Here is a 12,907-nt window from a genome sequence, read left to right on the forward strand (position 1 = left end):
TGTTTCCTTTTCGAATAAACAGTTCGAGGGTTAATTAATAGGCATTAGCGATTAATCTAAGCCCGTTACATTAGGATTTTTCGTAATAAACATTGCATCGCCATAACTGAAAAAACGGTAGCCATTTTGTACCGCACTTTCATAGGCTTGCATCGTGTGCTTGTATCCTGCAAAGGCAGAAACCAGCATAATCAGCGTGCTTTCTGGCAAATGGAAATTGGTGATTAAGGCGTCTACCACAAGGAATTTTTTGCCTGGGTAAAGGAAGATGGACGTATCAGAAAAATACGGCGCAAGTAGTTGCCCACTCTGATTTTCTTGGCTAAATAACGCCGCACTTTCAATGGAACGCACAGAAGTTGTTCCCACAGCAATCACACGCTTGCCGTTGGCTTTGGTGCGCAAAATGGCGTCCACCGTTTCCTGCGGTACTTCCACATATTCCGCGTGCATTTTGTGATCTTCAATATTTTCTACCCGCACAGGCTGGAATGTACCCGCGCCAACGTGCAAAGTAACAAAGGCAAAATTCACGCCTTTTGCTTTCAGCTTTTCTAACAATTCATTATCAAAATGCAAGCCCGCAGTGGGTGCAGCCACTGCGCCCGGCACTTTGTTATAGACCGTTTGATAGCGCTCTTTATCGGCATCTTCATCGGGGCGATCAATATAAGGTGGCAGTGGCATATGGCCGATTTGTTGCAGCACATCTAAAAGTGCGGTGCTTTTTTCTGCCATTTCTAGCTCAAATAAAGTATCGTGGCGGGCTTTCATAATCATTTTAATGCCCTTGCCTTCGCCTAATTTATCTTCGCCGAGAAACAACTCTGCTCCTTCTTTCGGGGCTTTGGAAGAACGAATATGCGCGAGAAAACGATCTTCCGACAAAATTCGTTCCACCAACACTTCAATCTTACCGCCGCTAGCTTTGCGACCGTACATTCTCGCGGGGATCACGCGGGTATTATTAAAAATTAACAAATCCCCCTCGTTGATGAGATCCACCACATCGGCAAAAGTGCGGTGAAAAAGTTCACCATTTTCACCATTAAGCTGCAATAAACGGCTGGCAGTGCGATCTGCTTTGGGATAACGGGCAATTAATTCATCGGGTAAATCAAAATAAAAATCTGAAACACGCATAATTCTTTTTATTAAAATAAGGGTAAACAGGGATTAGTTGGGGTAGTCTATTGAGATTTTGTGGATTGTACAAGGAAAATGTGAGAGTAGGGCATTTTTAGAAAACCAAAGGGCTGATTATTCAGCCCTTGGATTTAAATTTATTATCGTTGTTGATTGTAGCTTTTTTCTGCCTCATCAAATTTTTCAGCTACGTCTTTAGCAACCGGTGAGAAAATTGATGAGGTTAGGGTAACGAAAGAACAAGCTAGGAAGCCTGGGATAATTTCGTATAAGTTGGCGATGTCTTTCCAGTTTAGTGTGGTCATTAGCGGTTTCCACGCCACAACTGTTACTGCACCAGCTAACATTCCCCATAACGCGGCGTTGGAGGTGATGTTGCGGTTAAATAGGGAAAGGATCACCAATGGCCCAAATGATGCGCCAAAGCCAGCCCAGGCGTAGGATACTAAGCCCATTACTTTAGAATTCGGATCTTGTGCGATGGCGATGGCTACAGTGGCGATGAGCAATACCATCACGCGGCCAACCCAAACTAATTCCGTACTTGAGGCATTTTTGCGTAAGAAACCGTGGTAGAAATCTTCGGTGATGGCGGCAGAACACATTAAGAATTGTGCCGATAAGGTACTCATAATCGCCGCTAAAATGGCGGATAGCACAATACCCACGATCCAAGGATTAAAAATGGCTTTGGAGATTTCAATAAACACCGATTCGGCGGAATCCAAAGCAATGCCTTTTACTTCAAAATAAGCCAAGCCGAAATACCCCACGGCACAAGCACCACCTAAGCAGAGGATCATCCAAGTGATCCCAATTGTGCGGGCTTTATCGAGAGCTTGTACTGAACTGGCTGCCATAAAACGGGCTAGGATATGCGGCTGTCCGAAGTACCCTAATCCCCAAGAAAGAGCCGAAATCACGCCAATACCTGATACGTTGTAAAGCCAGTTGGAATAAGGGATTCCCGTTTGTTGTGATTTAGCTTCTAGGGCAAGGGTGATTTCTTCCCAGCTAATGTTGAGCAGTACGATGACAGGGGCGAGCAATAAAGCGAAAATCATCAATGAGGCTTGAATAGTATCGCTCCAAGAAATCGCTAAATAGCCACCAATAAAGGTGTAAGCTATGGTTGCCACCGCACCAAAAATCAAGGCGGTAGTGTAATCAATGCCTAATAAGCTTTGGAATAATTTTGCCCCAGCTACCACACCAGATGCACAGTAAATGGTGAAGAAAAACAAGATCACTGAAGAAGAAAGAATTTTCAGCGATTTTGCTCGTTTCGGAAATCGCATTGCAAAATATTCAGGCAAGGTGAGCGCATTGCCATAGTGTTCCGTGAAAACCCGTAAACGCCCTGCCACAATGCGGTAATTTAGATATGCCCCAACCGTTAGCCCCACGGCAATCCAGGCTTCTGACAAGCCAGTAAGGAAAATCGCACCGGGCAAGCCAAGTAGCAACCAACCAGACATATCTGATGCGCCCGTCGACATTGCGGTAACAAAGCTCCCCATTTTGCGGCCGCCTAAAATGTAATCGTTAAAATTTTTGGTGGAAATATAGGCGTAAATCCCAATCCCTAAAATGATAACAAGATACAGTCCAAAAGCTGTGTAGATTTGATAATTCTGCATACTTTCTCCCTATAAAATTATTGTTCTTCAATGGCCATTAGGGTGGCGTTGCCCCCCGCGGCAGAAATATTCTCACTGCGTGAAAATTCGTTATATAGCAAGGTCAAATCCTGATTGACTGTCCAATCGTATAAACAGAAAATCGCAGGATTATTCTGCGCAAAACGCTGGCGTGTTTGGGTATCGATCGGCGATACAAACACCGCTTTTTGCAAATGCTGTCCTTCTTTTAGGATTTGTAGATGTGGTAATTGATAGCTCAACAGCGGATTATCTTTTTCTACAACAACATTAAATCCTGCTTGTTGTAACCGCTGATAAGCCGCAGTTAAACGAGCGTGGTCTTGACCGAGTAATAAAACAGAAGTGGTTTTATAATCAATGCTATTTAATTCCCCTGTAATACTAGGCAATACGTTGTTTTTTGCAAGTATAGATAAATAATATTGTGATGTTTTGGTTAAACGTTGAACATAAAGCTCGCCGCCTGCTTTCGGCCCTGTGCCTGATAAGCCGTGTCCGCCGAAAGGTTGCACGCCAACCACGGCTCCCACAATATTACGGTTAATGTAGAAATTGCCACATTCTAAATGCTGCTCTACAAAGGCAATATTTTTGTTGATACGGCTATGGCAGCCCCCTGTTAAAGCGTAGCCTTTAGTATTAATTTTTTGCAGATAATCGCCCAATTCCGCTTTTTTATAGCGAACAAAGTGCAGAATTGGCCCGAACATTTCGCGATTAATTTGATCCAAAGAATCCACTTCATAAATGGCTGGTGCGACAAAATGCCCTGAAGTCGGGGAATCCAATTCAAAATATCGGCGAGAAAACGACCGCACTTGTGTTTGGTAATTGATTAAGTTGGCTTTTGCTTCTTCATCGATCACGGGCCCAATATCCGTATTGAGTAGCTCTGGATTGCCAATCACTAATTCTTTCATTGCTTCGGTGATCATTTGGTATAAACGATCCGCAATGTCTTCTTGCACTAATAAAATACGCAAGGCAGAACAGCGTTGGCCTGCGGAATCAAAAGCGGAACTGAGTACATCGGTAATCACTTGTTCTAATAAAGCGGAAGAATCTACCACCATTGTGTTTAAACCGCCGGTTTCAGCAATGAGCACGGGTTGATCTTCTCGTTGCACAAGCTGTTTATTGATTAAATGGGCTACTTCCGTTGAGCCAGTAAACATTACTGCATTAAAGGGTTGAGCCACTAACGCTGCACCTAAATCCCCAGCCCCTAAGGTGAGTTGCAAGGCTTCTTGTGGCACGCCTGCTTGATGTAATAATTTTACGGCATAATAAGCAATGAGCGAAGTTTGCTCGGCAGGTTTTGCAATCACATTATTGCCCGCTGCCAAGGCTGCAGCGATTTGCCCAGTGAAAATTGCCAGAGGGAAATTCCAAGGAGAAATACACAGCACGTTGCCTAGTGGTGGTGCGAGGGCTTTTTTGCTGTCTAATAAGCGGATTTGTTCCGCGTAATAACGCAAGAAATCCACCGCTTCACGCAGTTCCCCAATGGCATTGGGTAAGGTTTTTCCTGCTTCTTCAATGGCAAGACGTAGCAACAAGCCAGTATTTTCTTGATAAAAATCCGCCGCTCTTTCTAAAATTGTCGCACGTTCTTCCACGGTTTTTTCTTGCCAAACACGAGATTGCAGCACATCAAACACCGCAGGCACATCATCTGGCGACATAAACGTGGAAGTTGGCAAAGATTGTGCCGTATCTGCTGGTTTGCGACCTTGATAACGTTGTGCTGCTTGCACAGGTACCGCACAAAGGGATTGCACGTCCGCATATTCTGCTTGATTTAATTGCTGTTGCAATTCCGCCAGTTGGATTTCATCACTTAAATTAAAGCCTTGGGAATTACGGCGATGTGGGAAAAGATCCGCCGGTAATTTAATGGCTTTATTTGGTGCACCGTTAAAACGAGCAAATTTTTTCCACGGCGCTTCAATCAGTTCATTAACAGAAATATTGTTATCCACTAATTGATGCACGAAAGAGGAATTTGCGCCGTTTTCTAGCAATCTGCGTACAAGGTAGGCGAGTAGGGTTTCATAGGTTCCCACCGGCGCATACACCCGCACACGGCGATTAAATTGATGTTCACCAACCACATTATCGTAAAGGGTTTCGCCCATTCCGTGCAGACATTGAAATTCAAATTCTTTGCCTTTACCCAGTTCCGCAATGGTGGCTAGGGTTTGCACATTATGGGTTGCAAATTGTGGATAAATGGCATCTTGTGCGTCTAATAATTTTTTCGCACAGCTAATATAAGAAATATCCGTATGCACTTTGCGTGTATAAACGGGGAAGCCTTGCACGCCTTCGGTTTGCGCCCATTTAATTTCGCTATCCCAATACGCGCCTTTCACCAAACGTACCATCATTTTGCGCTGATAACGGCGATTTAACGCAATAATATAATCCAATACATAAGGACAGCGTTTTGAATAGGCCTGCACCACAAAGCCGATACCATTAAAGCCAGCAAGATCAGGATCTTGTAATAATTTTTCGAGCAGATCTAAAGAAATTTCAAGGCGTGCCATTTCTTCTGCATCAATGTTCAAACTAATGTTATATTGTTTTGCCAAAACAAAAAGCTGTTTTAAACGCGGATAGATTTCGCTCATTAAACGATCTTGTTGTGAACGAGAATAACGCGGGTGGATAGCCGATAATTTCACTGATACGCCATTTGCATCATATAAGGCTCGCCCTGCGGATTGTTTACCCACGGCGTGAATGGCGTCCACATAATCTTGCAAATATCTATCCGCATCTTCCATTGTCATTGCAGCTTCGCCGAGCATATCAAAGGAAAAACAATAGCCCATTTTTTCTCTTGTCGTAATATTTTTTAGGGCTTTTTCCATTGTTTCACCAGTAACAAATTGCTCGCCTAAAATCCCCATTGCTTTTTCAATAGCTTTTTTCATCACTGGTGCGGAAAGGCGAGAGAAACTTTTCATCAATGCAGAAGAAAGAGCTTCTTCATCTAAACTAGCGCTGATCTTATTGCCAAGCATTAAACCTAGGCTTGCGGCGTTGGTAAATAGCGAGCCTGATTTTTTCAAATGGGATTGCCAGTTACCCTGTTGAAGCTTATCGTTGATTAAATCATAACGGGTTTGCGCATCGGGAATACGCAACAAGGCTTCCGCCAAGCACATCAAGGCAATGCCTTCATCACAGCCTAAAGAAAACTCGTGCATCAAGGCATCAACGCCATAATGTTTCTGTTTTTTACTACGAATTTTGCCGATTAATTCTCGGGCGACTTGTTCAATGGAAGATTCTTGCTGTGGTGTGAAATCTAAGGTTTGGACTAATTGACTTACTGCGGCTTGTTCAGGGCAATCATAATGCGCGCTGATAATTTTACGAAGTTCGGGTTCTACACTGGGGAGAGGAGAGTATTGGTAGTTCATAAGATGCTCCATATAAAATTTTGCTTTATTTGTTAATGGAATGTTAAGGATTGTAATGAAATTTTGAAAAGAGAAAATATGAAATGTTGAGAAATGTGATGGAGTTCAAAAAATAGCCTTTAACATTGCAATATTATTTGCCCAGAAACACCATAAAACAAAAGTGCGGTGCTTTTTTGGGGAGTTTTTATGGAAATTAGGTGAAAAAAAAGCCCTTCAAAGAAGGGCTGAAAATATTTGGAGTCATACTTTTTAGGGTATGGCGGCATTATACAAGGAAAAATGTAATTTGCAACATTTTATTAACAAATCTGTAATAATTCATTAAAGTTTAAATCAAGCCAAGAAAAAGGCGAGCTAACTCGCTCGCCAAGTGATGTGATTATTTGCTTTCTGCGTGCGGATTGCGCGTATTGGCGTTCACCAAGTTTCGCATTAGCAAGGCATAGTCTAAATCCAAATCTTCTGGTACATCTAAGAAAACAAAATGTCCGTCCCCTAGCGCTGCTTCTACTTCTTCCCCTTTGCGATTTAGCATACGTTCAATTTTGAACACGATATTGCCTTTTGGTGTCATTAATTCCACTTCGTCACCAAGTAAGAATTTATTTTTTACCGCCACTTCGGCCAAGCCCTCTTTACGCACACCGGTAAATTCGCCGACAAATTGCTGACGCTCAGAAATGCTATAACCATAGTCGTAGTTTTGGTATTCATCGTGCGTATGGCGGCGTAAAAAGCCCTCGGTATAGCCACGGTGCGCAAGGCTTTCAAGGGTATCCATTAAGCTTTCATCAAATGGTTTGCCTGCGGCGGCATCATCAATAGCTTTGCGGTAAACTTGTGCGGTTCTTGCGCAATAATAGAAAGATTTGGTGCGCCCTTCAATTTTTAGTGAATGAACCCCAATTTGTGTAAGTTTTTCAACGTGTTGCACGGCGCGTAGATCTTTTGAGTTCATAATATAAGTGCCGTGTTCGTCTTCAAAGGCAGACATTTTTTCTTCTGGACGCTGGCTTTCTGCAAGTAAGAAGACTTTGTCCGTGGTTTGTCCTTCGCCCAAGGTTGGCGCAACATTTTTCACTGGGATTTCATTGCCAACAATGTTGCCCACTTCGTCTTCCTTGCCTTCTTCCACCGAATATTCCCAACGGCACGCATTGGTGCAAGTGCCTTGGTTTGGATCGCGTTTGTTTATGTAACCTGAAAGCAAGCAACGCCCTGAATAAGCCATACATAACGCACCGTGGACGAAAATTTCAATTTCCATATCTGGCACTTGTTGGCGAATTTCAGCAATTTCATCAATCGAAAGTTCGCGGGATAAAATCACGCGGGTTAACCCCATTTGTTTCCAGAACTTCACCGTTGCCCAGTTCACTGCATTGGCTTGCACCGAAAGGTGAATGTCAATGTCGGGGAAATGTTCACGCACAAGCATAATCAATCCTGGGTCAGACATAATTAAGGCATCGGGCTTCATTTCCACCACAGGCTGAAGATCTTTAATAAAGGTTTTTAATTTGGAGTTGTGCGGTGCAATATTCACCACCACATAGAATTTTTTGCCTAGCGCGTGCGCTTCGTCAATCCCAATTTTCAAATTGGCGTGGTTAAATTCATTGTTTCGCACACGCAAGCTATAACGTGGTTGCCCCGCGTACACCGCATCAGCCCCATAAGCAAAGGCATAACGCATATTTTTTAATGAGCCTGCTGGGGAAAGCAGTTCTGGTTTGAATGTGGTTGTCATAAATTTCTCTTTGTGTCTGATTACAAGTCAGGCATTCACTCAAGGTAAATGCGTAAAGGCGGTTATTGTAGGGGGATTTTGCGATTTGTAAAGTAAAGAGAGAAAAAGTGCGGTGGAAATTTTGTTAATTTTTTCACCGCACTTAATAAAGGCAATTATTGTTGTTCTGGGGCTAAATTTTCCCCATTGGTTGGAGGGAATATTTCGCCATTAATCCAAGTTTGCTCCCCTTCTTTTTTTATTTCAATAGTGTAATTATCAGCATTTTCTTTTAAATAAGGATTAAGTTGCCCTTCAGGATTGACCCAATCATTAATTAATGACCACGAAGTTGAGTTTTTACCTTTCAATAAATTTTCTTTAAATAATTTATTAGCAAAGGCGAAAGAAAGATCAATGTTTGTATTTTTCCATTTTTCTAATAATAAAGCGAAAGATCTTTTATCTTTTTGATCTTCTAATATCCCTGATTTTAAGCTGAGTTTTCCTTCAAATGGGGTCAGCGATGTAGAAGGGTAGGTATCTATTTCACCATTTATTTTTGCCTGTTCAATATTAATAGCAATATTTTTAATCGGCTGATAAATGATTAAGTCAGTATAATCATTGACACTAAGATATTTAGTGCAAGCTGCTTGATAGATAAGGTTATTACAAATATTTAAAGGAATAATTGAACCTACATTTGTTGCTGTAAATGGAAGGCTGATTTTCCCATTTTTTAATTGGAACTGATCTTTTTTATTCACATAGCTTGCTAGGGCAAGCTCAATGTTCTCATTATCTTGCTTATCTTCAGAAACAACGCCACTTGCTCCGATTTCTATCCCTTTAAGTTCAATATTATCACCTAAAGCTAATTCATCTATTTTAAATAGCATCTCTTGGGATTGATTATAATCCTGTGAAAGCGTTTTTACGTGGGTAATAAAGGTATTTTTCTCTTTTTCTAATGAGGTATTTTCTTGTTCTTTTTCTGATGGTTTGATTTTTGAAAAAATCTGAATATTTGATTTTAACAATTCAAGTTGCGTGGCAAGATTAACATTTTTATTATTGCCTTTAAATTGTATGTCTTTGATTTTAAAAGGTTTGTTTTCTCCTTTGCTTTGGCTAGATTTTAATGCGAAAGCATAGCTGCTTTGTACTTGTGATAAGTCAGAAAAATTTCCTTTGAAGGAAGAAGAGAAGTTATCAAAAGAAACCTCTTTATCTTTTTCTTCATGTGCTAAGGTTAAATTTTCAAAATTAAAGCTGACTTCACTTTCTTTATTTTTAAATAGTAAGTCCAAAGACTGATTGATAATTTCCGCCGTGTTTAGCTCATTTTTATTGTTGAGCAGGTGAAATAATTTTGCATAGCTAAGTTGATTTGGAATGTCTTTTTGAGCAAGTTGGAATGCTATATTTTTAAACTGAATTGTAGCGTGTTTAGGATTCTTATCTGTAATAGTTATCCCATCAGTGTTTATTTTAGTGCTTAAGTTGTAATTGCTGCCAGATAAAGATTTATCTAAATTATAATCTAATTTTTGTAGTTTGATATTTGTATTATCCCCATTTAAGAAATAAATATCACCGTCTTTAAGTTGAACGGATACATTTTCAATATCATATTGATTATCATCAATAGGGATAAGCGTAGCACTCGCAGTTAAATCGTTAATTTTTGAGTTTGCATCATAATTAAAGCCAGATAAATGGCTTTGAATTTCCATTAGATGACTTTTAGGTTCAAAATTTAGCTCTATTACTAAAGATTGTGATTTGTTAGCGAGATCGCGAAATTGGGTATCAATATTTGATTGGAAATAATCCCCAATAACAGAAAATTTACTGGTAATATTATTTTTATCAATAGTAACTTTAAAATTTTTATTTAATTCTTTTACAAAGCTTGGGATAAGGGCAGAATCTGCAAGCACCGCAAAAGGAAGTGCGGTGAGTTTTGTTTGAATAATTTCGCTAGACGTGTTGGATTCATCATTAGAGAGTTTGAGAACAAGTTCACGACTGAAGAAATTTTTCTTTTGCTCAACCACGTCCAACTGAAATTTATCTTGCAGTGAATAAGGGAATTTTTGCAGAATTTGATCAATTTTATGATTGGTGTAAATTTGCGCGCCTAAAGCTAATGTGGCAGCAATCAAGGATAGTGAACCAACAATTTTTACTTTTTTATTCATAGACTTTCCTAACTTTAGGGATTGATTTTTCAGAAGTATAGCGGATTTATAAGCGAGCGATAAGAGCTTTGCTATGAATTTGTTTCATAAAATAATGAAATTTTTTGAAATTGACACAGCTCCCTTTTATCTTTAATGTTATAGCCGTACAGCAGTCTAAACGGATAAAAATACAGAGGAAGAAGCCTATGAGCTATGCAAAAGAAATTGATACATTAAACAACCACTTATCAGGCATTAACGGCGACATCAACGTGTCTTTTGAGTTTTTTCCACCAAAAAATGAAAATATGGAAAAAATTCTGTGGGATTCCATTCATCGTTTAAAAGTGCTAAAACCGAAATTCGTTTCTGTAACCTATGGGGCAAATTCAGGGGAGCGTGATCGCACTCACAGCGTGGTGAAACATATTAAGCAAGAAACAGGTCTTGAAGCAGCTCCACACTTAACAGGAATTGACGCCACGCCAGAAGAGCTGAAAAAAATTGCCCAAGATTATTGGGATAGCGGTATTCGCCGCATTGTGGCATTGCGCGGTGATGAGCCTGCGGGATATGACAAAAAGCCTTTTTATGCGTCAGATTTGGTGGAATTATTGCGTTCCGTGGCTGATTTTGATATTTCCGTTGCGGCATACCCTGAAGTACACCCGGAAGCAAAATCTGCTCAAGCGGATTTAATCAATTTAAAACGTAAAATTGATGCAGGTGCAAATCACGTTATTACTCAATTTTTCTTTGATATTGACAGCTATTTACGTTTCCGCGATCGTTGTGCTTCTATCGGTATCGATGCCGAAATTGTGCCGGGGATCTTGCCTGTTACCAATTTCAAACAGCTACAAAAAATGGCAGCGATCACCAATGTGAAAATTCCAGCTTGGATGGCAAAAATGTATGAAGGATTGGAGAACGACCAAACCACCAGAAACCTTGTTGCGGCGAGCATCGCAATGGATATGGTGCGCGTGCTTTCTCGTGAAGGCGTGAAGGATTTCCATTTCTACACCCTCAACCGCAGTGAACTCACTTATGCTATTTGCCACACGCTTGGCGTGCGTCCAGAATAATCTCTCAAATTCAAATGGGGAGCAATCCCCATTTTTTGTTTTCAAATAAAAATTTTTTAAAAAAGCACCGCACTTTATTTTCCTACTATTTTTTGCGATTTATGGCTAATTATGCTATTTTTCTGCAAATTTTATTTAAAAGGAAACGTAATGAAAAAATCAGCTTTATCAATCGGATTAATCGCCATTCTGGGCGCTGCTTGGTGCGGCGGTGCGTGGTACACAGGAAAAATCGCCGAACAAAAATATATCGACTACATTCAATTAAGCAATCAGCATTTACAGCAATCTTTCGCTGATACTGGCTATTCCGTACAAATTAAAGATGCCGTTTTAGATCGTGGTTTTTTTAGCTCTGATGTACGTTATCAACTTGAAATAAAAAGCGAGGACTTAAACGGAACGATTCCTTTTGTGGGAAAAATTCACCACGGCCCTATCACTTTAAATGACTTTTCTTTTGCGCTATTTTCTGCGGATACAGAAGTAGAAAAAACGCAAGATACACAAGCCTATTTCACTGATAATGGCAAAAATCCATTAAGAACTGTAACAACAATGAGCTATGGTCAAGAGATTAAAGGAAAAGTTTATTCCGATGTGGCTCATAAGACTGCTGATCAAGTCGAAATGGCTTGGAATTTAGACGGAAAATTTGACGTTGATCAGCAGGGCTATGGAAAATCTGAAATTGATGTAAGTAAGTTTTCTTTAATTATTGATGATAAGGATCGTTTACTTATAGAAAACTTAAAAGGTAAAGGACACATTTTACCAACGCAATGGAAAAATATTTATCAAGGTGATACAGATGTTTCAATTGAAAAAATATCCTTGCACAAAGCTGAAAATAACCTCAATCTTGTGTTAGATAACATTGATATTGAAAATAAAATCAATGAAAAAAATGGCTTTATTGATACGAACTTTGATTATACTGTTAAAAATATCTTAGTTGATAATAAAGTGCTTACGGGATTAAAATTCAAAGGTGCAGTAAATCATATTTTAGGCGATGCGGTAAACCGCTTAAATGAACTTGATGAAAGTGATTTCAATAATGATAAGGTTCTTAGCCAAATACAAAAAGAAATTTTATCCAACCAACCTGTGCTAGATATTGATAAACTTGAGCTTTTCAATGATAAAGGCAAAGCCTTTGACGCTGAAGTAAAAATTGCTTTAAGCCAAGCGTTTCAGAGTGCATTAGAAAATGAAAAAGTTTTCGATGCTTTTGATAGCTTTAAAATCAGTGCGGAATCAGAGAAAAAAGCGTTAGTTCAATTTGTTAAAAATATCTTTGCAATAAACCCAAGAACACAACAGGTATCAGAGCAAGAAGTTGAAAATATAGTTGAGCAATATCTTACAGAAATGGGAAGCAATAATTTTCTTATGTTAAAAGATGATAAAGCTAACTTTAAAATCTTGTTGGATAAAGATAAGCAAAAATTAATTTTTAACAATCAAGAAATGTCAGAAAATGATATGAAAATGGCAATTATGCTATTGATGATGGCTTACTAATATCATTTTAATTAACTTTCAAGCCACTTAACGAATAATTAAGTGGCTTTATTTTCGGCAAAAATAACTTATCAAATTTGAATAAATTCTATTTTAAGAAAAATTCTTAATTTTTCCCTTGACAGTA

7 protein-coding genes are annotated in these 12,907 nt (G+C 39.5%); 2 read left to right on the top strand and 5 right to left on the bottom strand.

Translation table 11 applies throughout. The features are described 5' to 3' along the window. Positions 1 to 51: 51 nt before the first annotated feature. The 5 genes from queA to ELZ61_RS06015 all read right to left on the bottom strand — a co-directional run bounded on the left by queA (position 52) and on the right by ELZ61_RS06015 (position 10,183). A complete protein-coding gene (gene queA, locus ELZ61_RS05995) occupies positions 52 to 1,143 on the bottom strand; it encodes a tRNA preQ1(34) S-adenosylmethionine ribosyltransferase-isomerase QueA (RefSeq protein WP_126372166.1) in 1,092 nt (363 codons plus the stop codon). A gap of 143 nt (positions 1,144 to 1,286) precedes the next feature. Continuing rightward, positions 1,287 to 2,786 carry a sodium/proline symporter PutP gene (putP, locus tag ELZ61_RS06000; RefSeq protein WP_126372167.1) on the bottom strand — a complete coding sequence of 500 codons (1,500 nt, stop codon included), beginning with the start codon at positions 2,784 to 2,786 and terminating at the stop codon, positions 1,287 to 1,289. 17 nt (positions 2,787 to 2,803) lie between these two features. Continuing rightward, positions 2,804 to 6,244, bottom strand: a complete 3,441-nt coding sequence (gene putA / locus ELZ61_RS06005; protein ID WP_126372168.1) for a bifunctional proline dehydrogenase/L-glutamate gamma-semialdehyde dehydrogenase PutA — start codon at positions 6,242 to 6,244, stop codon at positions 2,804 to 2,806. Between the two features lie 382 nt (positions 6,245 to 6,626). After that, positions 6,627 to 7,997 carry a prephenate-dependent tRNA uridine(34) hydroxylase TrhP gene (gene trhP / locus ELZ61_RS06010; RefSeq protein ID WP_126372169.1) on the bottom strand — a complete coding sequence of 457 codons (1,371 nt, stop codon included), beginning with the start codon at positions 7,995 to 7,997 and terminating at the stop codon, positions 6,627 to 6,629. Between the two features lie 155 nt (positions 7,998 to 8,152). Beyond that, complete coding sequence (locus ELZ61_RS06015) at positions 8,153 to 10,183, bottom strand: hypothetical protein (RefSeq protein WP_126372170.1); 2,031 nt, start codon at positions 10,181 to 10,183, stop codon at positions 8,153 to 8,155. A 188-nt stretch (positions 10,184 to 10,371) separates the two neighbouring features. Between ELZ61_RS06015 and metF the strand changes: the two genes are divergently transcribed. Continuing rightward, entirely contained in the window at positions 10,372 to 11,253 is an 882-nt protein-coding gene (gene metF, locus ELZ61_RS06020; protein WP_115249409.1) for a methylenetetrahydrofolate reductase, read from the top strand. A 150-nt stretch (positions 11,254 to 11,403) separates the two neighbouring features. After that, positions 11,404 to 12,780: a YdgA family protein gene (locus ELZ61_RS06025; protein WP_164550724.1), complete on the top strand. Its 1,377-nt coding sequence runs from the start codon at positions 11,404 to 11,406 to the stop codon at positions 12,778 to 12,780. Positions 12,781 to 12,907: the final 127 nt, after the last annotated feature.

The organism is Avibacterium volantium (genome assembly GCF_900635775.1).
In the GTDB taxonomy this organism is placed as follows: Bacteria; Pseudomonadota; Gammaproteobacteria; order Enterobacterales; family Pasteurellaceae; genus Avibacterium; species Avibacterium volantium.

Excerpts from the sequence above, each read along its gene's own strand:
- putA (WP_126372168.1), bottom strand. The coding sequence starts at position 6,244 with ATGAACTACCAATACTCTCCTCTCCCCAGTGTAGAACCCGAACTTCGT.
- ELZ61_RS06025 (WP_164550724.1), top strand. The coding sequence starts at position 11,404 with ATGAAAAAATCAGCTTTATCAATCGGATTAATCGCCATTCTGGGCGCT.
- trhP (WP_126372169.1), bottom strand. The coding sequence starts at position 7,997 with ATGACAACCACATTCAAACCAGAACTGCTTTCCCCAGCAGGCTCATTA.
- metF (WP_115249409.1), top strand. The coding sequence starts at position 10,372 with ATGAGCTATGCAAAAGAAATTGATACATTAAACAACCACTTATCAGGC.
- ELZ61_RS06015 (WP_126372170.1), bottom strand. The coding sequence starts at position 10,183 with ATGAATAAAAAAGTAAAAATTGTTGGTTCACTATCCTTGATTGCTGCC.
- putP (WP_126372167.1), bottom strand. The coding sequence starts at position 2,786 with ATGCAGAATTATCAAATCTACACAGCTTTTGGACTGTATCTTGTTATC.
- queA (WP_126372166.1), bottom strand. The coding sequence starts at position 1,143 with ATGCGTGTTTCAGATTTTTATTTTGATTTACCCGATGAATTAATTGCC.